This is a genomic window from Pseudodesulfovibrio sp. 7M6, from assembly GCF_050058625.1.
GTDB classification, from domain to species: Bacteria; Desulfobacterota; Desulfovibrionia; order Desulfovibrionales; family Desulfovibrionaceae; genus Pseudodesulfovibrio; species Pseudodesulfovibrio salinus.
The window spans coordinates 1066763-1087275 of record NZ_CP188816.1 but is presented as its reverse complement, the minus strand read 5'-3'; the positions used below and the strand labels follow the sequence as shown (position 1 = coordinate 1087275).

Annotated in this window: 23 protein-coding genes and 4 tRNA genes; 13 read left to right on the top strand and 14 right to left on the bottom strand. The window is 59.4% G+C overall.

The window, feature by feature from the left end:
* Positions 1 to 18: 18 nt before the first annotated feature.
* The 9 genes from nusG to ACI0FG_RS05070 all read right to left on the bottom strand — a co-directional run bounded on the left by nusG (position 19) and on the right by ACI0FG_RS05070 (position 3567).
* On the bottom strand, positions 19 to 576 hold the full coding sequence (gene nusG / locus ACI0FG_RS05110; protein ID WP_419787475.1) for a transcription termination/antitermination protein NusG: 558 nt from the start codon (positions 574 to 576) through the stop codon (positions 19 to 21).
* A gap of 35 nt (positions 577 to 611) precedes the next feature.
* Positions 612 to 869, bottom strand: a complete 258-nt coding sequence (gene secE, locus ACI0FG_RS05105) for a preprotein translocase subunit SecE (RefSeq protein ID WP_419787474.1) — start codon at positions 867 to 869, stop codon at positions 612 to 614.
* Between the two features lie 87 nt (positions 870 to 956).
* Positions 957 to 1033 (bottom strand) — tRNA-Trp (locus tag ACI0FG_RS05100).
* A 13-nt stretch (positions 1034 to 1046) separates the two neighbouring features.
* Positions 1047 to 1196 (bottom strand): 50S ribosomal protein L33, encoded by a 150-nt coding sequence (gene rpmG, locus ACI0FG_RS05095; RefSeq protein WP_419787473.1) that lies wholly within the window; start codon positions 1194 to 1196, stop codon positions 1047 to 1049.
* A 3-nt stretch (positions 1197 to 1199) separates the two neighbouring features.
* A complete protein-coding gene (tuf, locus tag ACI0FG_RS05090; protein ID WP_419787472.1) occupies positions 1200 to 2393 on the bottom strand; it encodes an elongation factor Tu in 1194 nt (397 codons plus the stop codon).
* A gap of 180 nt (positions 2394 to 2573) precedes the next feature.
* A tRNA-Gly gene (locus tag ACI0FG_RS05085) sits at positions 2574 to 2650 on the bottom strand.
* A 57-nt stretch (positions 2651 to 2707) separates the two neighbouring features.
* Positions 2708 to 2793 (bottom strand) — tRNA-Tyr (locus ACI0FG_RS05080).
* A 13-nt stretch (positions 2794 to 2806) separates the two neighbouring features.
* Positions 2807 to 2882, bottom strand: a tRNA-Thr gene (locus ACI0FG_RS05075).
* A gap of 391 nt (positions 2883 to 3273) precedes the next feature.
* Entirely contained in the window at positions 3274 to 3567 is a 294-nt protein-coding gene (locus ACI0FG_RS05070) for a hypothetical protein (protein WP_419787471.1), read from the bottom strand.
* Between the two features lie 111 nt (positions 3568 to 3678).
* On the opposite strand from ACI0FG_RS05070, the gene ACI0FG_RS05065 reads away from it, so the two are divergent.
* The 3 genes from ACI0FG_RS05065 (at position 3679) to ACI0FG_RS05055 (ending at position 6834) form a co-directional block, all read left to right on the top strand.
* Positions 3679 to 4695, top strand: coding sequence for a tRNA dihydrouridine synthase (locus ACI0FG_RS05065; protein ID WP_419787470.1), 1017 nt, complete (start codon positions 3679 to 3681; stop codon positions 4693 to 4695).
* A 65-nt stretch (positions 4696 to 4760) separates the two neighbouring features.
* Entirely contained in the window at positions 4761 to 5801 is a 1041-nt protein-coding gene (locus ACI0FG_RS05060; protein WP_419787469.1) for a chemotaxis protein, read from the top strand.
* Positions 5802 to 6168: 367 nt separating this feature from the next.
* On the top strand, positions 6169 to 6834 hold the full coding sequence (locus tag ACI0FG_RS05055) for a methyl-accepting chemotaxis protein (RefSeq protein WP_419787468.1): 666 nt from the start codon (positions 6169 to 6171) through the stop codon (positions 6832 to 6834).
* A gap of 82 nt (positions 6835 to 6916) precedes the next feature.
* Here the strand turns inward: ACI0FG_RS05055 and hypE are convergent, their stop codons facing one another.
* On the bottom strand, positions 6917 to 7921 hold the full coding sequence (gene hypE, locus ACI0FG_RS05050; RefSeq protein WP_419787467.1) for a hydrogenase expression/formation protein HypE: 1005 nt from the start codon (positions 7919 to 7921) through the stop codon (positions 6917 to 6919).
* Between the two features lie 2 nt (positions 7922 to 7923).
* Complete coding sequence (gene hypD, locus ACI0FG_RS05045) at positions 7924 to 9018, bottom strand: hydrogenase formation protein HypD (protein ID WP_419787466.1); 1095 nt, start codon at positions 9016 to 9018, stop codon at positions 7924 to 7926.
* Positions 9019 to 9227: 209 nt separating this feature from the next.
* Here hypD and ACI0FG_RS05040 point away from each other — a divergent pair, with 209 nt between their 5' ends.
* The 10 genes from ACI0FG_RS05040 to ACI0FG_RS04995 all read left to right on the top strand — a co-directional run bounded on the left by ACI0FG_RS05040 (position 9228) and on the right by ACI0FG_RS04995 (position 18059).
* On the top strand, positions 9228 to 10211 hold the full coding sequence (locus tag ACI0FG_RS05040) for a DUF134 domain-containing protein (protein WP_419787465.1): 984 nt from the start codon (positions 9228 to 9230) through the stop codon (positions 10209 to 10211).
* Entirely contained in the window at positions 10208 to 11068 is an 861-nt protein-coding gene (locus ACI0FG_RS05035) for an ATP-binding protein (protein ID WP_419787464.1), read from the top strand. The genes ACI0FG_RS05040 and ACI0FG_RS05035 overlap by 4 nt, the downstream gene beginning before the upstream one ends.
* Positions 11061 to 11939: an ATP-binding protein gene (locus ACI0FG_RS05030; RefSeq protein ID WP_419787463.1), complete on the top strand. Its 879-nt coding sequence runs from the start codon at positions 11061 to 11063 to the stop codon at positions 11937 to 11939. Before ACI0FG_RS05035 ends, ACI0FG_RS05030 begins: the two co-directional genes overlap by 8 nt.
* 17 nt (positions 11940 to 11956) lie before the next feature.
* Positions 11957 to 12334, top strand: a complete 378-nt coding sequence (locus ACI0FG_RS05025; protein WP_419787462.1) for a NifB/NifX family molybdenum-iron cluster-binding protein — start codon at positions 11957 to 11959, stop codon at positions 12332 to 12334.
* Between the two features lie 169 nt (positions 12335 to 12503).
* Positions 12504 to 13151, top strand: a complete 648-nt coding sequence (locus ACI0FG_RS05020; protein ID WP_419787461.1) for an HDIG domain-containing metalloprotein — start codon at positions 12504 to 12506, stop codon at positions 13149 to 13151.
* On the top strand, positions 13117 to 14031 hold the full coding sequence (locus ACI0FG_RS05015; RefSeq protein ID WP_419787460.1) for a D-alanine--D-alanine ligase family protein: 915 nt from the start codon (positions 13117 to 13119) through the stop codon (positions 14029 to 14031). Before ACI0FG_RS05020 ends, ACI0FG_RS05015 begins: the two co-directional genes overlap by 35 nt.
* A 1-nt stretch (position 14032) precedes the next feature.
* Complete coding sequence (locus ACI0FG_RS05010) at positions 14033 to 15328, top strand: 3-deoxy-D-manno-octulosonic acid transferase (protein WP_419787459.1); 1296 nt, start codon at positions 14033 to 14035, stop codon at positions 15326 to 15328.
* A 21-nt stretch (positions 15329 to 15349) separates the two neighbouring features.
* A complete protein-coding gene (kdsB, locus tag ACI0FG_RS05005) occupies positions 15350 to 16090 on the top strand; it encodes a 3-deoxy-manno-octulosonate cytidylyltransferase (protein WP_419787458.1) in 741 nt (246 codons plus the stop codon).
* The gene (carA, locus tag ACI0FG_RS05000) at positions 16090 to 17214 is read left to right on the top strand and encodes a glutamine-hydrolyzing carbamoyl-phosphate synthase small subunit (RefSeq protein ID WP_419787457.1); all 1125 of its coding nucleotides are present in this window, start codon (positions 16090 to 16092) and stop codon (positions 17212 to 17214) included. The genes kdsB and carA overlap by 1 nt, the downstream gene beginning before the upstream one ends.
* 41 nt (positions 17215 to 17255) lie before the next feature.
* Positions 17256 to 18059, top strand: coding sequence for a tetratricopeptide repeat protein (locus ACI0FG_RS04995; RefSeq protein WP_419787456.1), 804 nt, complete (start codon positions 17256 to 17258; stop codon positions 18057 to 18059).
* Positions 18060 to 18389: 330 nt separating this feature from the next.
* Here ACI0FG_RS04995 and ACI0FG_RS04990 read toward each other — a convergent pair whose 3' ends face one another.
* The 3 genes from ACI0FG_RS04990 to ACI0FG_RS04980 are packed head-to-tail and all read right to left on the bottom strand — an operon-like array spanning position 18390 to position 20472.
* Positions 18390 to 18941: a D-glycero-alpha-D-manno-heptose-1,7-bisphosphate 7-phosphatase gene (locus tag ACI0FG_RS04990; protein WP_419787455.1), complete on the bottom strand. Its 552-nt coding sequence runs from the start codon at positions 18939 to 18941 to the stop codon at positions 18390 to 18392.
* Between the two features lies 1 nt (position 18942).
* Complete coding sequence (gene pdxA, locus ACI0FG_RS04985) at positions 18943 to 19953, bottom strand: 4-hydroxythreonine-4-phosphate dehydrogenase PdxA (RefSeq protein WP_419787454.1); 1011 nt, start codon at positions 19951 to 19953, stop codon at positions 18943 to 18945.
* A gap of 51 nt (positions 19954 to 20004) precedes the next feature.
* Positions 20005 to 20472 carry an NUDIX domain-containing protein gene (locus tag ACI0FG_RS04980; protein ID WP_419787453.1) on the bottom strand — a complete coding sequence of 156 codons (468 nt, stop codon included), beginning with the start codon at positions 20470 to 20472 and terminating at the stop codon, positions 20005 to 20007.
* Between the last annotated feature and the right edge of the window lie 41 nt (positions 20473 to 20513).

The window sequence follows — 20513 nt, the reverse complement described above, 5'->3', positions numbered from 1 at the left end:
TTAGCGAGTATATTGGGGCTAGCCTTTGTCCACCTGGACAAAATCCAGCTCCACGGGGGTCTGCCGACCGAAAATCGAGACGGAGACCTTGAGCTTTCCCTTGTCGTAGTTGACTTCTTCCACAACGCCGTTGAAGCCGCTGAACGGTCCGTCAATGACCCGGACATCGTCGCCACGGTCGAAGTTGAACTTGGGACGCGGTTTTTCCTGGCGGCTCTCCATCATACTGAGGATGTTCTGCGCCTCGCTATCCCGCATCGGGGTCGGGCGGTTTTTACCGCCAACAAACCCGGTGACACGCGGGATGGACTGGATCAGATGCCAGGAGTCGTCGGTAAGGATCATCTTGACCATGATGTAGCCGGGATAGAACTTCCGGGTCGAGGTCTTGCGCTCGCCCTTCACCATCTCGACGACCTTCTCGGTAGGCATGACGACCTCTTCAATGAGGCCCTTGTCCTGACCCGTCCGCATCATCTCGTTGATGGTCTGCTCCACTCGCTGCTCAAACCCTGAATAGGTATGAACAATATACCAGCGTGCAGTGGGGGAAGTGTTTTCCAGCGTTACATCCATTTTGCGATCCAGCCTTTGCTCGAAGAGCGTGGGACTTAGGACAGAATTGCCTCGACGATCTTGGAGAGCGCGAGATCAACAATGCCCAGGTACAGGGCTATGACCAGGCTGACGACCAGCACGGCCACACACGTGGTGATGGTTTCCTTGCGGGTCGGCCAAACGACCTTTTTGATCTCGACCTTGGACTCTTCGAAGAAATCGACGAATTCCTTAACCTTGGCGACGAGACCATTTGAGGACGTCTGTGCGGCCTGCTTCTCAGCGGCGCTCTTGCCTTTCTTTTTGGCCATAACTCTCGTTTCCCAAATTATTGAGCGGGGTGCGGGGTCCCGCCCTGTGGGCAGGACCCCGCTTAATCCGCTATCTCAAGTCGTAGTTGGCAGGGGCAGAGGGATTCGAACCCCCAGCATCCGGTTTTGGAGACCGGCGTTCTAGCCGTTGGAACTATGCCCCTGCACTATGTGAACCTACTTGGATTCCTTGTGCAGCGTGTGCTTCTTGTCCCAAGGACAATACTTCTGCACTTCGAGACGTCCGGTAGTGTTCCTTTTGTTCTTCTGCGTAGCGTAGTTCTTACGCTTGCACTCGGTGCACTGCAGCTGAATATTGACGCGCATTTGTTACTCCGTGATCTCGGTGACAACACCGGCGCCAACGGTACGGCCGCCTTCGCGGATAGCGAAGCGGAGGCCGATTTCCATGGCGATCGGAGCAATCAGCTCAACATTGAAAGTGGCGTTGTCGCCGGGCATAACCATCTCGACACCCTCAGCCAGGGTGACGACACCGGTGATATCCGTGGTCCGGAAGTAGAACTGCGGACGGTAGCCGGAGAAGAACGGGGTGTGACGTCCACCTTCGTCCTTGGACAGGACGTAGACTTCGCCCTTGAACTTGGTGTGGGGGGTGATGGAACCGGGCTTGGCAGCAACCTGGCCGCGTTCCACTTCCTCACGCTTCACGCCGCGGATCAGAAGGCCGACGTTGTCACCAGCCTGGCCCTGGTCGAGCAGCTTGCGGAACATTTCAACACCGGTGACGGTGGTCTTCATGGTGTCGCGGATACCGACGATCTCGATCTCGTTACCGACGGTGATGATGCCGCGCTCGACACGACCGGTGATAACGGTACCACGGCCGGAGATGGAGAAGACATCCTCAACGGGCATCAGGAACGGCATGTCGATGTCGCGCTCCGGCTCGGGGATGTAGGAGTCACAAGCGGCCAGCAGCTCGAAGATGGGCTTGGCGGCTTCGTCGTCGACGGACTCGCACTCCAGGGCCTTCAGAGCGGAACCGCGGATGACCGGAATGTCGTCGCCGGGGAACTCGTACTTGTCGAGCAGCTCGCGGATTTCCATTTCGACCAGCTCAAGAAGCTCTTCGTCGTCGACCATGTCGCACTTGTTCATGAAGACGACCATGGCGGGCACGCCGACCTGACGGGCGAGCAGGATGTGCTCACGAGTCTGAGGCATGGGACCGTCAGTGGCGGCGCAGACCAGGATGGCGCCATCCATCTGAGCGGCACCAGTGATCATGTTCTTGATGTAGTCGGCGTGGCCGGGGCAGTCGACGTGAGCGTAGTGGCGCTTGTCGGTCTCGTACTCGACGTGAGCGGTGGCGATGGTGATGCCGCGCTCTTTCTCTTCAGGAGCCTTGTCGATCTCGTCGAAGGCGATGTACTCACCGTTACCGGCCATGGCGGCCAGCTTGGTGATGGCGGCGGTCAGCGTGGTTTTACCATGGTCGATGTGACCAATGGTACCAATGTTGACATGCGGCTTGCTACGTTCGAATTTAGCTTTACCCATTTTGGATCCCCTTACTAAAAGTTGGTAGTTTGCGTCCTAAATACTATTCTACGGCACGAGCCCTGGGGGACCCGGTACCGAACTTGAGCCGACATAAGGCGCAGTATGGAGCGCCAGCCTCTGCGGGCATAAGCCCGCTATATGTATCTATAGGAGATGGGTGACAGATGCGGCCAGAGTTGGAGCGGGAAACGAGACTCGAACTCGCAACCCTCAGCTTGGAAGGCTGATGCTCTAGCCAATTGAGCTATTCCCGCTCACTGTCCGTAGTCACCAGCAGCCCTCTTGGGGCCACCTCCTACAGCGCGGTAAAATGGTGGTGGGGGGAGGATTTGAACCTCCGAAGGCGAATGCCGACAGATTTACAGTCTGTTCCCTTTGGCCACTCGGGAACCCCACCATTTTTTTTCCTATGGAGCTGGCGATGGGACTTGAACCCGCAACCGGCTGATTACAAATCAGCTGCTCTACCAATTGAGCTACGCCAGCTCGTCGGGAACGAAGTCTATATACGCCAGTATGTCAAAAAGCAAGAGGAATTTGTCTTGGGGAGGCAGTTTCGAAACACACCCATCCGCTCAAGGACGCGCTGGTTTAAGGCGTAACCCTTGTTTTTGTCAACCCTTTCAAGTCCCTTTTTTCAAAAAAAACGTCAGGACCCATGATTCTGTTGCTATCAGGCCAGTCAGGGCCCCACATACTCACCATCTTCACAATATACGCCCTGCGGCCCGGGGCGCCCTTCGAATGGTTTTCCACTACACAGTTAGCACACCAAGGTCGTCGCACAGGCGCTCCACGGCAGCAAACCCTCGGTGCTTCTGCGTTTCAAGATCCCCCGGACTCCGCCCGATCATAATGAGCTGGCAGACCCCCCTGGTCAATAGGCACGAGGTTCAATTCCAGTCACCCGCATGAAACGAGCGGCATTGTCCACTTTCTCCACTTCATACGGATCTCCCGTCGCTATCTCCTTTCCATCGGCGGAAAGCTTTATGGCGCAAGCAAACACCGTATCGGCGCTGCATGGGATTTCCACCGTCACCACCGCATAGTCTTCGTCCGAGGATGCCATGGCCACCAAAATGAGCGCGGGGTATCCCTGCATTAGAGGGAGCAACGCCAGCATACAGGCAGCCAACAGTTTCCCCCGGTTATAGCGAAACGTGTTCAAGAGGCCTTCTTATTATATAGTTCTTGAACCAACCTCCAGGCACAAATGCCACAGCCCCCCCCCCACCCTTTCCCTTTGACTCCTCTTCTATATCCTTATACATGCCACCCCATGAGCGATTTCACCATTACGCCCGACGGACCGTGGCTTGCCCCGCTTGCCGGATATTCCGACCTCCCTTTCCGTATGCTTGCAAAAAAATACGGCTGCGCGGTGCGCTGTTCGGAGATGGTCAGCAACAAAGGCATGGCCTTCAAGAATCAGGGAACCCGACGGCTCATAGCCACATGCCCGGATGACGATCCGATGGTCCTCCAGCTTTTCGGCTCAGAGGAACAGTACTTCGAACCTGTCATGGAAAAACTGGTCGGCATGGGGTACCGCAACTTCGATCTCAACTCCGGCTGTCCGGTCCGCAAGGTGCTCAAGTCCGGCAGCGGCGTCCAGCTCATGCAGGACCTCGACAAGCTCGTTCGCATTGCATCCATTATGGTAAGGAAGGCTGCCGAGCATCCTGACGGCGGCCGGGTCGGCGTCAAATTCCGGCTCGGATTCGAGAAAGGCGAGGAAGTGTTCCTCGATCTCGGCCGCAGGCTGGAGGATATCGGCGTTGACTGGGTGACATTGCATCCCCGCTACGGCAAGCAGATGTTTTCCGGCCAGGCCAACTGGGCCAAACTTGCCGAACTGAAACAGGCCGTGTCCGTGCCCGTCATCGGCTCCGGCGATCTCTTCACCGCCGAGGACGCCTGCCGTTGCCTGGAAGAGACAGGCATCGACGCCATCATGTTTGCGCGGGGAGCCCTCTTCGACCCTTCAGTGTTCGCTCGATTCATCGCCCTGCGTAAGGGCGAACCGCTGGTGCCCAGGGACGGTGAATTCCTTGCCGGAATCGTCCGCGAACACATTCGACTGACCAGAGAATATGAAGGTGATATCCGTTCTTTCCGCAAAATCCGCTCCATCATTCCCCGGTATGCCAAGGGGCTCAAGGGCATCCGCGCTCTGCGCGCCTCCCTGCTGCAATGCCGGGACTGGAATGAACTGGAGGAAGCGGCTTCGGTCATCGCAGGACTGGAACCGGCAGAGCCGACAAGCGAGCCGGATGTTGACGACCTTTGCAAATAGCGGTTACATCACTTTGTGCAACGGTTTAATTTTTGCGCACTTCTGAATAAGGAAACGGTGCTTTCATGTCCGTGGAAACCAGCGATATTCTGCTTGAGGCAGGAACCAACGAACTGGAAATCGTCGAATTCTATCTCGAAGAGGAACCCAAGGCCAGTGACGATACCGAGGTAAATCAGGAAGACATCAAAGTCGATTCCCATACCGAAACAGGCAAGAAGGTACACCGTCCGAGCCGAAAGGGTTTTTACGGCGTCAACGTCGCCAAGGTGCTGGAGATCATCCGCATGCCGGAAATCACGGAAATGCCGGAAGTATCCCACCCTGCGGTGCTGGGTGCCTTCAACCTCCGCTCCCGAATCATTCCGCTGCTCGATCTCTCGGTCTGGCTGAAAAAAAAGCGTGTTGAGAACGAGCCGCCCAAGATCATCGTCACGGAATTCAACCAGGTCACGTCCGCCTTCATGGTTTCGGGCGTCACCCGCATCCACCGCATCAGCTGGGAGGATGTTGAAGCCCCGAACAAATACGTCTCGGCGCTCTCCAGCGACTCCATCACGGGCGTGGTCAAATTCGACAACCGCATTGTCTTCATCCTCGACCTTGAGCGCATCGTTTCCGAGCTCAATCCGGATATGCGCCTCAAACTCGATGAAAACGCCGAATTCAGCACCGAGGAACGGTACCGCGCCCTCATTGCCGACGATTCTCCGCTTATCCGTGAGATGATTCGCGACATGCTCGGCCAGGCCGGCTTCCGCGTGGAAAAGACCAACAATGGACGCGAATGCTGGAACCGGCTTCAGGAGATCAAGAAAAGCGCTGCGGATGAAGGACGTCCCATCACGGACTTTGTCCAGGTTATCGTCTCCGACATTGAAATGCCGATGATGGACGGGCACCATCTGACCCGCCGCATCAAGGAAGACCCTGTCCTGCGCGATATTCCGGTCATCCTCTTCTCCTCGCTGATTACGGACAAGCTCCGCCACCGTGGCGAAACCGTGGGTGCGGACGACCAGATTTCCAAACCGGAAATCACCTACCTCGCCCAACGCGCCGCGGCTCTCATAGAAGAGCGCAAGCGAAATTCAAAAGGTTATTGAGCCTCAATACGTTGAACACCAAGACCGCCCTGCAAAGGGCGGTCTTTTTCCTGACTTCCAGCCAGCCCCCTCTTTCTCACCGATCTTCCTGCCTTGCTCTCTTTGTTTGATAAACGAGAGAATCCAGTACATTTCCCGCGCCGCTTGCTGAGATCTGATTACTATTATCACCTCTTGATGAGCAGGTATTTCCAACAATTATTTTACTGAGCATGGGTTCCCGTGCCTTACTGCCCGACATGATCGTCCCGCCTGGCCAGAACTGCAAACAAAGGCATTTAAGGAATAGGTGCAAGCCCCTCCCCCCCCAATAACGTCTAAGAGACCAAGCGTGGGCAATCTTTCCATGCGGACTAAACTTTTAATCATGTTTTCGCTGTCCCTGGCATCCATCGTCGCGATCATCGGGTGCAGCACATTCTTTTCCTACCGCCTGTCGGACGTTGAAGTAGGAGAGGCCCAGGAGCTGATGTTACAAGGCCAAAAGGATAAAATCGCGGTAGCGACCGAATCCATGGCTCAGGCGCTGGCCTCGGCCGTCAACGATATTGCCGACCAGACCAACCTGCTCGCCCTGAATGCGGCCATCGAAGCCGCCAGAGCGGGCGAGGCTGGGCGGGGATTCGCCGTTGTGACCGATGAAGTCCGCAAACTGGCGGAAAAGACCATGGCCGCCACCAGCGATGTAACCAAAGCCGTCATCGACATTCAGGAAAGCGCCCAGAAAAACCTCAACAACACCGTCAGTTCGGCAAAATCCATTACGCAGGTTACCGAATTGGCAGAGGCCTCGGGAAACTCCCTGCGGCAAATCGTGGATCTGGTCAATGACGCGACCAACCAGGTCCAATCCATTGCCGCCAGTGCGGAAGAACAGGCCGCAGCCAGTGAGGAGATCAACCGCAGCGTGGACTCCATCAACCAGATATCCGGCGAGACGGCCAAAGCCATGGGCGCCTCCCGACAAGAGGTGACCGGGCTGTCCGCCCAAATCAAGACGATCAAGGAATTGACCAGGAAGATGCGGGCATAACATCCGCCTGTCCATTGATTCCAATGAAAAAGGGAGTGCGTTGCAACGCACTCCCTTTTTCATGTATTTCGAGAACTAAAAGCTAGCAGATTCGCGGCAACTGCTCGCCTTCCAGCATTCCGAGCAGCCGCTTACCGCCCAGTTGGGTAACCAGCACAACCTTGCCGGGGTTGGCATCGGTAATGGTGCCTATGCGGCAGGCATCCTTGCCCAGCGGATCGGCGCGCATGATCTCCAGCGCCTTGTCCGCATCCTCGCCGGGCACGATGCACAGGAACTTGCCCTCATTGGCCAGATACAGCGGGTCCAGGCCGAGGATGGAGCAGCCGCCCTTCACCTCCGCCCGGATCGGCAGAGCGGTTTCCGTCAGTTCGCAGCAGACATTGGAACTGGCCGTGATCTCATTAAGCGTAGTGGCCAGACCGCCCCGGGTGGGGTCGCGCAGGACGTGCACATCCGGCAGTTCGCGCACCAGCCGCACCAGCAGGTGGTTCAGGGCGGCGGAGTCGGACTCCACCTTGGCCTCGAAGTCCAGTCCCTCGCGGGTGCCGAGGATGGTCAAGCCGTGATCGCCGATGGTGCCGGAAACCAGCACGGCGTCGCCCGGCCGGGCACGGTCCCCTGCCGGAGTCGGGTCGGCGATGATCTCGCCGATGCCAGTGGTGTTGATGAAAATCTTGTCCACAGCGCCCTTGGGCACCACTTTGGTATCGCCGGAGACAACATTGACTCCGGCGTGGCGCACCGCCTCGCCCATGGAGGCCACGATCTTCTCCAGATCGTCCATGGGAAAACCTTCCTCGATGATGTAGCCGCAGGTCAGATATCTGGGAACTGCGCCCATCATGGCCACATCGTTGACCGTGCCGTGCACGGCCAGCGAGCCGATGTTGCCGCCGGGAAAGAAAATCGGGTCCACGGTAAAGGAGTCCGTGGACATGGCGATTTTCCCGGAAAGGTTCAGCACGGCCGCGTCGTTGAGCCGGTTGAGTTCGTCGTTGCCCAGGTGGGTCAGGAAGAGATCGGAGATGAGGCGCTGGGAAGCGCGCCCGCCGCTGCCGTAGTCGAGTAACACCTTGTCAGACATGTCTAATCCAGCTTGTATTTGTAGTATGCAGCACAGCTGCCCTCGGTGGAAACCATGCACGGGCCGACCGGGTTGGCCGGGGTGCACGCCTTGCCGAACAGGGGGCACTGGTCAGGCTGCTTGATGCCCTTGAGAATTTCACCGCACTTGCAGCCCGGCAGCGCCGGACCGTCCTTGATCTCGATGCCGAACTGCTTCTTGGCGTCGAACTCCTCCCACTCTGGCCGAATCTCCAGCCCGGAACCGGGAATAAGTCCGATACCCCGCCACAACGCATCGCAGGGGGCGAACACTTCATACATGATCTCCAGGGCGCGCGGATTACCCTTGTCATTGACTATCCGGGTGTAATTGTTGACCACGCGCGCCTCGCCCTGCTTGCGCCACTGCACCATCTGGAGCAGGGACTGAAGGATATCCAGCGGTTCAAACCCGGTGACAATTGCGGATTTGTGATACTTCTCCGCTATGAAATTATATGGGGACAGGCCAATGACCGCCGAGACATGACCCGGCAGGAGAAAAGCGTCGATGCGCGTCTGGGCATCTCCCGAAAGCACATCCAGGGCCGTGGGTACCGTTTTGTGAAAACAGAGCACGCGCAGGTTGGTAATGCCCTGCTCCCGCGCCATTTTCATGGTTCCGGCAATGGTCGGAGCCGTGGTTTCGAACCCGACGCCGATGAAGACGACCAGATCGTTGGGATTTTCCCTGGCCAGCTTGAGGGTATCAAACGGCGAGTAGACCACCTTGATCCGTGCACCGTCCGCCTGAGCCTTCTTGAGATTACGCCTGCCATGGCCCGGCACGCGCATCAAATCCCCAAAGGTGGCCATAATCACGCCGTCACGCCCGGCAAGGTCCAGAAAGGCATTGACCTCGGACTCGTGCGTTACGCAGACCGGGCATCCCGGTCCTGACAGGTGCACCACCTGCTCGGGCAGCAGCGAGCGCAGGCCGCTCTGGAAAATCGCCACCGTGTGCGTTCCGCACACCTCCATGAACCGAAGCTCCCCGTCCAACTCGCCGCGCAGCCGGTCAAGCAGCTTGCGGCAAAGGTCGGGGTCGCGGAATCTTTCCAGTAACTCGAAGCTCAAAACTCAATCCTCTTCATAGGTTGAACACCCCGCTGCTGCGGGTCAGCACCTTCCATATACCGAATATACCCTGTGGGCAAACAAAATCCCCGGCCCGATCGCGCCTCAGATTTTTTTTGAACATACGTTCACTTTACTGCTTGACTTCCCCAAAGACGGGCTTAGATTGGTTTTGAACATAGGTTCACAAAAGTTTTAAGGAGAACGGTTTGGGACGCAGAAAGATTCGACGACTGGTCCGGGGCCTTCCCGACGCGGTATTCTTCAAGCCGCAGGGAATCCCCATGAAAGCGCTGGAACGCCAGTCGATCTCCATCGAGGGGTTCGAGGCGCTACGGCTGGTTGATAGCGAGGGGATGATGCAGCAGGAGGCGGCCGATCTTATGGGTGTCTCCCGCCCCACCCTGAGCCGGATTCTGGCCGAGGCGCGCAAAGGCGTGGCCACGGCGCTGACCAATGGCTGGGCCATCGAGATCGAAGGCGGTGAATATCACTGCCTGGATGGCAGCTGTCCCAAACGTCAACCTTCAGACAAAGGAGAGGCGACAATGCCTAACATGGACGGAACGGGTCCCCTGGGTGGGGGACGTGGCGGAGGACGCGGTGGCGGACGCGGCATGGGACGTGGAACCGGAATGGGACGAGGCCAGGGCGGCGGTTGCGCAACCGGCGGCCGGGGCCAGGGCGGCCAGGGGCGCGGCATGGGTCCGTGCGGTCAGGCCGGAGGTCCCGTATCGGCGGGCATGCAAGGCGGACAAGGCAATCGTCAACGCACCCGGACCGTGCAGAATACCAACTCAAACCTCAATACGGGAGCAACCGTGACCAAAATAGCCGTAACCAGTGAAGGTCCCACCCTCAACGACCAGGTAGACCCGCGCTTCGGCCGGGCAGCCGGTTTTGTCATCGTGGACCTGGAAACCATGGAAACTTCGTATCTCGACAACGGTTCCTCGCAGGTCCGGGCACAGGGCGCGGGCATCCAGGCCGCAGAAAACGTGGCCGGCGCCGGTGCGCAGGTTGTCCTCAGCGGCTATGTCGGCCCCAAGGCCTTTGCCGCCCTCTCGGCAGCGGGACTTAAGGTCGTCCAGGACGTGGACGGTATGACCGTTGGCGAGGCCGTGGAAAAGTTCAAAAACGGCGAGGCCGTAGTGGCCGATGCGCCCAACGCCGAAAGCGGAGCCAACAAGTGATCTACGCCATTGCCAGCGGCAAGGGCGGCACGGGGAAGACGACGGTGACCGCATCATTGGCCGCCCTCTGGGGCGGTCCGGTCACCGCCGTGGACCTGGATGTGGAAGAGCCGAACCTGCACCTCTTCCTCAAGCCCGAGGGACTCGTAAGCGAACCGGCTTACATCGAAGTTCCGGAGGCGGACGAGGACAAGTGCACCCGATGCCGCGCCTGCTCGGAAATCTGCCAGTTCAAGGCCATCTCGGTCATGGGTGACATTCTGCTCACGTTTCCCGAGATGTGCCACGGCTGCGGCGGCTGCCTGGAGGTCTGCCCCGAAGGCGCGCTCACTCCCGGCAAACGGGAGCTGGGCGAGATCCTGACCGGCAAGGCGGACAACGCCGACTTCCTGATGGGACGGCTGCGCATAGGCGAGGCCATGAGCCCGCCGCTCATGCGCCAGGTCATGCAGCGGATGCCGGACACCATGCGGCAAAACGACGTGCTCATCGACGCGCCTCCGGGCGTGAGTTGCCCGGCCGTCAGCGCGGTAATGCACTCGGACTGCATCGTCCTGGTCACCGAACCAACGCCGTTTGGCCTGCACGACTTCAAGCTTGCCTGGGAGGCGTTCTCCCCCATGGGCAAACCCATGGGAGCGGTCATCAACCGGGCCGGAGTGGGCCACGACAAGGTCCAGAAATTCTGTGCGGAAAAGAATATCCCGATCTGGGCGGAAATTCCGTTCGACCGCGCCGTGGCCGAGGCCTACTCGCGCGGCGAGGTGCCGGGCATGGCCGTGGCTTCGCTTGGGGAAACCTTCGCCACGCTCAAGGACCGCATGACCAAAGCGGCCAAGGAGGCGAAACATGCGTGAAGTGGTCGTCATCAGCGGCAAGGGCGGTGCGGGCAAGACGTCCGTGACCGGAGCCCTGGCCAATCTGGCCGATAACGCCATCCTCTGTGATCTCGACGTGGACGCGCCGGACCTGCACCTGTTGCTGAATCCCACGGTCAACCACACCGAGGAATTCCGCTCCGGCAACGAAGCGAAAATCGACCCTGAAAAATGCACGGGATGCGGACGGTGCGAGGAACTGTGCCGGTTTGAGGCCGTGAAACAGGAAGGCGACGTCTTCCATATCGACCCCATGCACTGCGAAGGCTGCAAGGTATGCGTCGCGCTCTGCCCAGCCGAAGCCATAGAGTTTCCGGTACGCCATTGCGGCCACTGGTATGAATCCGATACCAGGTTCGGCCCCATGATCCACGCCCAGCTCTTTCCGGGCGAGGAAAACTCCGGCCGACTGGTCACGCTGCTCAAACAACGGGCGCGGGAGATTGCCGATACCGAAGGGTACGACATCGTCCTGAGCGACGGAGCACCCGGCATTGGTTGTCCGGTCATCAGTTCGCTGGCCGGAACCGACCTGGCGTTAATCGTCACCGAGCCAACTCCGTCCGGCCTGCACGACCTGCAACGGGTGGCCGAACTCTGCGACCGATTTCGCACCAAGGTTACGGTGTTCATCAATAAATTCGACCTGAATCCCGACCAGACCGAAGCCATCGAGGCCTATTGCCGTGAACGAGGCTATACGGTAGTCTGCCACTTTCCGCATGACAATGCGGTGACCGAGGCGATGGTCGAGGGAAGGGTCGTCAATGAATACGGGGACAACGCGGCGTCCCGGCTTTTGGAAGCCGCGTGGTACAACATGCTCAACCTTTTACCCAGCAAAGAATAATTCAAGGAGAATTAGACATGGATACGATTGTTGCCATTCCCTCCGCTCTTCCCGGCGGACTGGACGCGGCTGTTGACGCCCACTTCGGGCACTGCGGCATCTACACCCTGGTGGAAGTTGCCAACGGTCAGATCAAAAGCGTGAAAACCCTGGAAAACGTGCCCCACCAGCAGGGTGGATGCATGGCTCCGGTCAACCACCTGGCCGCCCACGACGTCAAGGCGCTCATCGCCGGCGGCATGGGTTTCCGCCCCCTGCAGGGCTTCAACCAGGTCGGCATCACCGTCTACCACAACGGCGGCGCCCCCTCGGTCGGCGCGGCTGTCCAGGCCTTCCTGCACGACAGCCTGCCGCAGTTCTCCATGGAGCACACCTGCGGCGGCGGCCAGCACTAGTTTTGGCCGACAAGTAACAAACAAACCGGCGGGCGCCTGTGCCCGCCGGTTTTTTCGTGCCGAAAACAAATCGCATTTCACTTTGTCCGGCCTTTATTTTTGCCACGCCTGCTGGTATGTTAAGGCCTGCCGGAGGCAATGAAGCGTCCGACCACTCATAAATTTGAAAATGACGACCGAAAAGCCTCGATTCCTGGCCGGGATGGTGCCCGAAACGCCCCTGCCCCTGCCCCCGCCTCCTCCAGTAATCATCGACCCATCATTGCCCGTGCCCGATGACAGGCAGTGCGAGGTCTACTGGGAACAGTATGCCATGCTCGACAACGTGGCGGCCCACAGCCGACAGGTTGCCAGGGTTGCGTCCTTCATCGCCCGGCGCGGTAGAGAACTCGGCATTGATGTGGACGTGCCGACGGTCAACGCTTCGGCCCTGTTGCACGATATCGCCAAGACCTACTGCATCCGTCACGGCGGCAACCACAGCCAGCTCGGCGGTGCCTGGGCCATGGAGGCAACACACAACCCGGCCATAGCAACCGGCGTAACCCATCACGTTTACTGGCCCTTTGCCATGGATGTGGTAAAATATCTCACTCCTCTGGCCGTCATCTATGCGGACAAGCGGGTTCGCCACGACAAAGTGGTGAGCATCGAATCCCGCTTTGACGACCTGATAGTACGTTACGGCATCAACGACTACGTCCGGAAACGGATCGAGATCACCAGGGGACAGGCCCTGGAGCTCGAAGCGTGCCTGGAAAAAGCCCTGAAGGTGGACCTCAATGCATGTGATTTTGATAGCGGGCGGCTGGTCTGACGAGCGGGAAGTCTCCCTCACGGGCGCGAAAAAAATTCACGCCGCCCTGGAGGAACTTGGGCATGAGGTGACGTTCCTCGACCCTGCTTTGGATTTCCGCAAACTGATGTCCGCCGCCGCAAAGGCGGACTTCGCGTTTCTCAACCTCCACGGCTCGCCCGGCGAGGACGGACTGGTTCAGGCCATGCTCGAAAAAGTAGGCTGTCCCTATCAGGGAGCCATGCCCGAGCCTTCCTATCTGGCCCTGAACAAAGCGGCCTCCAAGGCGCTTTTCGATACTCTGGGCGTTCCCACCCCTAAGTGGGAAATGATCACCGCCGTGCAGGGACGCGACGCAGCCCCCGGCCTTGACTATCCCCTGTTCGTCAAGCCGAACAAGGGCGGTTCGAGCCTGGGCATGAGTCTGGTCAAGACGGCGGACAAACTGCCCGAAGCTCTGGACAAGGTTTTTGCCATGCACCAGTCCGCGCTGGTGGAGGAATTCATCCCCGGCGTTGAGCTGACCTGCGGCATTCTGGGCGATAGCCCCCTGCCGCTGATCATGATCCGGCCCAAAACCGGCGCTGAATTCTTCGACTACGAAAACAAATATGCCGAAGACGGGGCCGAGGAAATCTGCCCCGCCCCCGTGGATGAAACCGTTACCCGGACCGTCCAGGAGCAGATGCTCGCCGTGCACAAGGCCATGGGCCTTACCGGCTACAGCCGGGGCGACTTTATCCTGGCCGAGGACGGCACCGCCTATCTGCTGGAAGTCAACACCCTGCCCGGTATGACGCCCACCAGCCTTGTCCCCCGTGCGGCTGCGGCGATCGGCCTCGGGTTCAAAGAGCTTATCGCCGAGCTGATAAGGCTCGGCTTGGCACGTAAGGAAGGCTGATATGCCCGCTTCCCTGCCCACCTCGGTACGGCTCGCCCTCTCCGCCTACGGTCTGGCCTGGAAAGCGGCACTGCCGCTGCTCCGGTTCAATCACCGTCTGCGCGACGGATGGGACCAACGGACCCTGAACGGCGGCCTGCCCGCTCCGGCCCATCTGTGGGTTCAGTCCGCCAGCGGCGGCGAGGCCTACCTGACCCGAGAGGTCCTCTCCCAGCTCTCCCCTCTGAAAGGCGAGACGCTTCGCGTGCTCGTGACCACAAACACGGCGCAGGGCTTCGAGGTACTGACGCGCACGGCCGACGAACTGAATGCAAAACGGGCGGGACTGGCCATCCAGCCCTGGTATTTCCCCTTTGACGCCCCGGACATCATGCAGCGCATGGTGGAGCATATCCGCCCCCGCGCGGTACTGATCCTGGAAACCGAAATATGGCCCGGGTTCCTCAACGCCTGCCGCAAGCAGGACGTCCCGGTTCTGCTGGCCAACGGCCGCATGACCACCAAAAGCCTTGGTGCCTACATGGCATGGCCCGGCCTGTTTCGCGCCCTGTCCCCGGAACGGGTCATGGCCATTTCCGAGGCTGACGGGCGACGCTTCGGCACCCTTTTCGGCCGTGACCGCATCTGGGTCATGCCCAATATCAAGTTCGACCGCATGGCAGGGGCACGCCCCATGCCCCGCAAGGACAATCCTCTCAAGGACCTGATCCCGGCCAAGGCTCCCTTCGTCATTCTCGGTTCTGTGCGCAGGCAGGAAATTTCGCCGGTGACAAAGCTGGCCGCCGGATTGGTCCGCCAAAGGCCGGGCGCCGTCATCGGCCTCTTCCCCCGCCACATGCACCATGTTCCGCTGTGGGAAAAGGCACTTGACGGTGCCGGGCTGAACATCACCCTGCGTTCCCGCCTCACCGGCCCGGCCACCCCGGGTACCGTGATCATCTGGGACACCTTTGGTGAGCTGATGCCCGCCTACGGCCTCGCCAGCTGCGCCTTTGTGGGCGGCAGTCTGGCCCCGCTGGGAGGGCAGAACTTTCTGGAACCGCTCACCTGCGGGGTCACGCCGGTAACCGGCCCGCACTGGACCAACTTCGCCTGGGTGGGCCGCGAGATAATGGACACGGGACTGGCTGTGGAGGCCCGGAATGCGGACGAGGCCCTGAACGCCCTGGTCCGGCTTTTGGACAACACGCCGGAGCGCAAGGACGTGGCCGCGGCGGCCACCGACTACATCCGCCTGCGCAGGGGCGGCGCGAAAGCCGTGTCCAAACAGGTTGCCCAATTCCTCAATCCGGTTTAACAAGCGTCTTCACGTAATACCATGAACGCATTTCCCGAGTGTCACGGCATCATCCCTGCGAGGTACGAGTCCTCGCGCTTTCCCGGCAAGCCTCTGGTTGAGATCCTGGGCAAACCGATGTTTTGGCACGTCCACAACCGGGCCAGCCAGTGCCCGCAGATGCAAAGCGTCACCCTGGCCACGGACGACCGGCGCATCTATGACGCCGCCGTTGCCCTGGACGTGCCGGTCGTCATGACCTCCGCCGCCCACAGCAGCGGAACCGACCGGGTACTGGAAGCCGCCCAAACCTTGGGACTCGACAATGACGCGGTTGTGGTTAATATCCAGGGAGACGAACCTGCCCTGGAACCGGCCATGCTCACCGAGCTGGTGATGCCCTTCGAGAACCCGCATGTTCGGGTGGCCACCCTGGTCACCGCACTGGGCAGGGAAGAGGCGGCCTCGCCGGACCGGGTCAAGGTCGTAGTGGCACAAAGCGGACGGGCGCTCTACTTCTCGCGCGCCATGATCCCCTTTGACCGGGACGAGAAGATGCACGGGTTTCTGCTGCACATCGGCCTCTACGCCTTCCGCATGGAGGCGCTGCAACGATTCGGCAGCCTGGACCCGAGCCCACTGGAGAAGCGGGAGAAGCTGGAACAGCTCCGCCTGCTGGATAACGGCATCGACATCTACGTGACCGAGACGCGGCACGTCTGCCACGGCGTGGACAGGCCTGACGATCTCGAAACCGTGAAGCATATTTTGGAGAACAATTGATGCAAGCGATCCTGGCCCTGGAAGACGGCACCATTTTCAAGGGAGAGAGCTTCACCGGCGAAGGCGAAGCCTCCGGCGAGGTCATCTTCAACACCGGCATGACCGGCTACCAGGAGATTCTGACCGATCCCTCCTACACCGGACAGATGGTCACCATGACCTACCCCCTCATCGGCAACTATGGCGTGAACCCGGAGGATGTTGAATCCCACAAGGTTCAGGCCGAGGCATTCATCGTCAAGGAATGCTGCAAGCAGCCGAGCAACTGGCGCTCCGCCATGTCCCTGCCCGAGTACCTGAAACAGGTCGGGATCATGGGCATCGAAGGCATCGATACCCGCGCCCTGACCCGCCACCTGCGCATCAACGGCGCCCAGCGCGGCTACATGGCGGCTGGTGACGTAAAGCCGGATGAGCTGGTGGACAAGGCGCGCTCCATCGAAAAAATGGAAGGCCTCAACCTGGCCGACCGTGTTTCAGCGGACAAGCCCTACACATGGGACGGCAAAAAGCCCGTGTTCATGGATGACCTCAAAGACTTTTCCTGGAAGGGCACCGGTCCCAAGCTGGCCGTCTATGACTTCGGCATCAAGTGGAACATCCTGCGCCTGATGGCGGACCAGGGATTCGACATGATTGTCCTGCCCTCCCACTACACCGCGGCCCAGGTGCGCGAGACCGGTGCCGAGGCAGTGTTCCTCTCCAACGGCCCCGGCGACCCCGCCGCCGTGGCCACCGCCGTGGAGGCAACCAAGGACCTGTGCAAGGACATGCCGGTGGCGGGCATCTGCCTGGGCCACCAGATCCTCGGTCTGGCCATGGGTGGCACAACCTACAAGCTCAAGTTCGGCCACCATGGCTGCAACCATCCCGTCATGGACCTGCAGACCGAAAAAATTGAGATTTCTTCCCAGAACCACGGCTTCTGCGTGGACGTGGACGGCATCGACTGCCTGGAAAAAACCCACGTCAACCTGAACGACAACACCCTGGAAGGGTTCCGCCACAAGGAACTGCCCATCCTGGCCATCCAGTTCCACCCCGAGGCGAGCCCGGGACCGCACGATAGCCGCTACTTTTTCAAACGTTATCGTGATATGGTTAAAGACAGCATAGGAAAATAAACCGATCCCAACCCGGCATCCCCAGCAAGAGGACCTAAACCATGTCCAACGACCTCATAAACGCGCGCAAAAAGCTCAACGCCATTCCGACCCACCTCAAGCAGGGCAAGTATATGCCGGCCGTGCAGGCTGTGCACGACGGGCTCATACTGTTCATGAAGAACCCGGTCATGAAAGGAGAGCGCAAGGAGTTCGAGGAGATTCTGGACAAGGTCACCATGGCGCTCAACAACGACGCCAAACTGCGCAAGATATACCCCCTCGTCATCAGCTACAAGCCAGGGGAGGAACGTGCGCTGCTCGAAGCCATGCGCGAGCTGCTCCAGGAGCTGCAAAACGCCCTGAGCGACGATGTGAAGGGCCAGATGCAAGCCCTCATGGGGCAAAAGAAAAAGGCGCTGGAGCAAGGCCAGCAACACCTAGACAATCAGGAATGGGATCAGGCCAAATCGACCTTCGACCAGCTCATCAAGGAATTCAGCGGCGATGTGGACCTCAAGGCCGACATTGCAGACCGCTATCTCAATGCGGGCCGCTACCAGGAAGCATTCCACATGCTGGACGATGCCCTGCGTGACGACCCCAACGCCATTCACTTGTACAACCGAATCGGCATGGTCCTGCGCAAGATGAAGGATTATGAAACCGCCGAGAGGTACTATCTCAAGGCCCTGACGCTGACCGACAGCGACGAATACCTGCATTACAATCTCGGCCGCCTGTACTTCGACTGGCGCAAGTGGAAAAAGATGGCCGATTCCGCCCAGACAGCAGTGAATCTCAATCCCAAGTTTGCCGAAGCCGCCAAGATGCTCAAATTCGCCCAAAAGAAACTGGCTGAATAACGCGTCGCCTATACCGAATTACAGGGACGGCTTCGGCCGTCCTTTTTTTGGTTTACAACCATTTTCCGCTTTGGTAGAAAGCTCCACCTGAACATTCAGTATGGAGTGGAAATATAATGAATTACTGGTCTGAGGTGGGATGGATCACCATCCCGATGGACGCTCTTGAAATAGGTTTTGCCATCGCCATGTGTCTGGTAGCGAGATTTCTCGACAAGCAAAAAGCGTAGTTTGCGTTTTGCTGTAGTAAAAAGGCCGGCTTACTTGGGAGCCGGCCTTTTTTATTGCCATAATGTCGGCCCAGTACAGGCTCCGACAAAATCACCAGGGTTATGGCCTCGCCAACAGCAGCGAAGCAATACGATCAGCCACGCCGCGCAGATCATCCTCCACAAAGTCGGCCAGATCCCGGCAGCGCGCTTCATGATCGGCTCCCTTGCCGGTACGCACCAGAATGGTTGCGGCTCCTGCATTACGCCCTACTCCCATATCCGCGATCTTATCTCCGACCATAAAACTGGCGGCCGGATCGAAATCCAGTTCCCGCGCCGCCCGCTGTATGAGCCCTGGCTCCGGTTTTCGGCAGTCACACTCCTCTTCCGGCGTATGCGGGCACCAATACATGCCCTCAAAAGTGACACCGTACGGGGCCAGCAGTTCCGCCATTCGCGAGTTGCAGGCCTGCACCGACGCCTCGTCGAAATACCCCCGCCCCACACCGCTCTGGTTGCTGACGACCACCAGACCGAGACCGAGATCTATAAGCCTTCTGAGGCCCTCGGCCGCGCCAGGGAGCAACTCCACCCCTTCCGGGTCGCTCAGGTAATGCCGGTCGTAAATGATCGTACCATCACGATCCAGCAAGACAAAGGAACGGGCCATGCTACCGCTCTCCCACGAGACGGCGGGCCATGTCCAGAGCCGCATGAAAACTGCGCACCGAGGCTTCGCCCTTGCCCACCAGATCATAGCCCGTGCCATGGTCCGGCGAGGTACGCACATACGGCAGCCCAAGGGTGACGTTCACCGCCCGGCTGAAATGCATGAGCTTGAGAGGCCCCAATCCCTGATCGTGATACATGGCGAGCACGGCCGGATATTTGCCGTGCGCCGCGAAATGAAACACCGTATCCGCAGGCAGGGGGCCGACCACGTTCAGCCCCTGGGCCCGGGCTTCTGCCAGGGCGGGAGCAATGGTGGTGATTTCCTCGTCTCCGATGCGACCCGACTCCCCTGCGTGCGGATTGAGCCCGCAGACAACCACCGGGCCATCCAGGCCGAGACGTTTCAGGAAGTCCACTGTAAGTTCCAGGCAGTTCAAAATACGCTCTCGGGTGATCAGCTTCGCCACATCCTTGAGAGCGGGATGCGTGGTCACCAGACTGACCCGCAACTTCGGTGAAGCCATGTCGTCCGGGTCGTGCCCGCAGAGGTGCATGCACACCTTGTCCGCCCCTACCCCGGCCCTTTCGGCCAAGAACTCGGTATGTCCGGCAAAGGCAAAGCCTGCCTGCTGCAACATGGCCTTGTTCAGCGGGCAGGTGACCAGCCCCTGGGCTACGCTTGCGTCAATGAGGCGCACCGCGGCATCCAGACTGACTCCGGCTGACTTGCCACCTTCCACCGTGGGCTCGCCAAGGCAGAACTCAATATCCGCCAGTTCCGGCGGCGTCAGCAGATACAGTCCGGGCTTTTCCGGCAAACTTCCGGCATCGGCAACCGGCTCAATGCCAAAGGATGCGTTTATGCGCTCCATCTCCCGTCTCAGCGGCTTTTCCGGGCCGATAACCAGTACACGCTCGTTTGTCGGCACGCCTTCCTCGGCAAAATGCCGCGCCACCAGTTCCGGGCCGAGACCGCACGGGTCCCCCAGCGTCACACACAGGGTTCTCATCTTCATATCCACCTGAATTCATATTTTATTATTATTGCACGAAGGCACAGGTCACGCCCGTTTCGCATCTTCAAGCCGCGTCCGGAAATCATCAATAATAACGGCATGATCAAAGGCAAGGGGCGGCAACGCGTCGAGCGGAAAGACGCGGACATTGGCCGCATCATCCCCAGCGCACAGAATCCCCATATCTCGGGCCCTGGCCATATAAGTCACGCTCAGGGTATGCTGGCGCGGATCGCGCGCCGGGTCGGAATAGACGCCGAGCAGGTCGCCCAGTTCCACTTCCAGCCCGGTTTCCTCCAAGGCTTCGCGCACTGCGGCCTGTTCGCAGGACTCGCCATAATCCACAAATCCGCCGGGAAGCGCCCAGCCATGCGGAGGGTTGCGGCGCTCCACCAGGACAACGCCCTCCCCCGACTCATCCACAACGTGAATAACCACGTCCACGGTAGGCACCGGATTGCGATACACGACAATCTCTTCGCCGCATCGCGGACATTGCTTTGTCTGCTGCAAGGATTTCCTCCATGGTTTGGCTCACCATAGCGGCTCGGCAG

Bases quoted from the DNA above. Each gene is read 5' to 3' on its own strand.
- nusG (WP_419787475.1), bottom strand. From the start codon at position 576: ATGGATGTAACGCTGGAAAACACTTCCCCCACTGCACGCTGGTATATT.
- secE (WP_419787474.1), bottom strand. From the start codon at position 869: ATGGCCAAAAAGAAAGGCAAGAGCGCCGCTGAGAAGCAGGCCGCACAG.
- rpmG (WP_419787473.1), bottom strand. From the start codon at position 1,196: ATGCGCGTCAATATTCAGCTGCAGTGCACCGAGTGCAAGCGTAAGAAC.
- tuf (WP_419787472.1), bottom strand. From the start codon at position 2,393: ATGGGTAAAGCTAAATTCGAACGTAGCAAGCCGCATGTCAACATTGGT.
- ACI0FG_RS05065 (WP_419787470.1), top strand. From the start codon at position 3,679: ATGAGCGATTTCACCATTACGCCCGACGGACCGTGGCTTGCCCCGCTT.
- ACI0FG_RS05060 (WP_419787469.1), top strand. From the start codon at position 4,761: ATGTCCGTGGAAACCAGCGATATTCTGCTTGAGGCAGGAACCAACGAA.
- ACI0FG_RS05055 (WP_419787468.1), top strand. From the start codon at position 6,169: ATGTTTTCGCTGTCCCTGGCATCCATCGTCGCGATCATCGGGTGCAGC.
- hypE (WP_419787467.1), bottom strand. From the start codon at position 7,921: ATGTCTGACAAGGTGTTACTCGACTACGGCAGCGGCGGGCGCGCTTCC.
- ACI0FG_RS05030 (WP_419787463.1), top strand. From the start codon at position 11,061: ATGCGTGAAGTGGTCGTCATCAGCGGCAAGGGCGGTGCGGGCAAGACG.
- ACI0FG_RS05025 (WP_419787462.1), top strand. From the start codon at position 11,957: ATGGATACGATTGTTGCCATTCCCTCCGCTCTTCCCGGCGGACTGGAC.
- ACI0FG_RS05020 (WP_419787461.1), top strand. From the start codon at position 12,504: ATGACGACCGAAAAGCCTCGATTCCTGGCCGGGATGGTGCCCGAAACG.
- ACI0FG_RS05015 (WP_419787460.1), top strand. From the start codon at position 13,117: ATGCATGTGATTTTGATAGCGGGCGGCTGGTCTGACGAGCGGGAAGTC.
- ACI0FG_RS05010 (WP_419787459.1), top strand. From the start codon at position 14,033: ATGCCCGCTTCCCTGCCCACCTCGGTACGGCTCGCCCTCTCCGCCTAC.
- kdsB (WP_419787458.1), top strand. From the start codon at position 15,350: ATGAACGCATTTCCCGAGTGTCACGGCATCATCCCTGCGAGGTACGAG.
- carA (WP_419787457.1), top strand. From the start codon at position 16,090: ATGCAAGCGATCCTGGCCCTGGAAGACGGCACCATTTTCAAGGGAGAG.
- ACI0FG_RS04995 (WP_419787456.1), top strand. From the start codon at position 17,256: ATGTCCAACGACCTCATAAACGCGCGCAAAAAGCTCAACGCCATTCCG.
- ACI0FG_RS04990 (WP_419787455.1), bottom strand. From the start codon at position 18,941: ATGGCCCGTTCCTTTGTCTTGCTGGATCGTGATGGTACGATCATTTAC.
- pdxA (WP_419787454.1), bottom strand. From the start codon at position 19,953: ATGAGAACCCTGTGTGTGACGCTGGGGGACCCGTGCGGTCTCGGCCCG.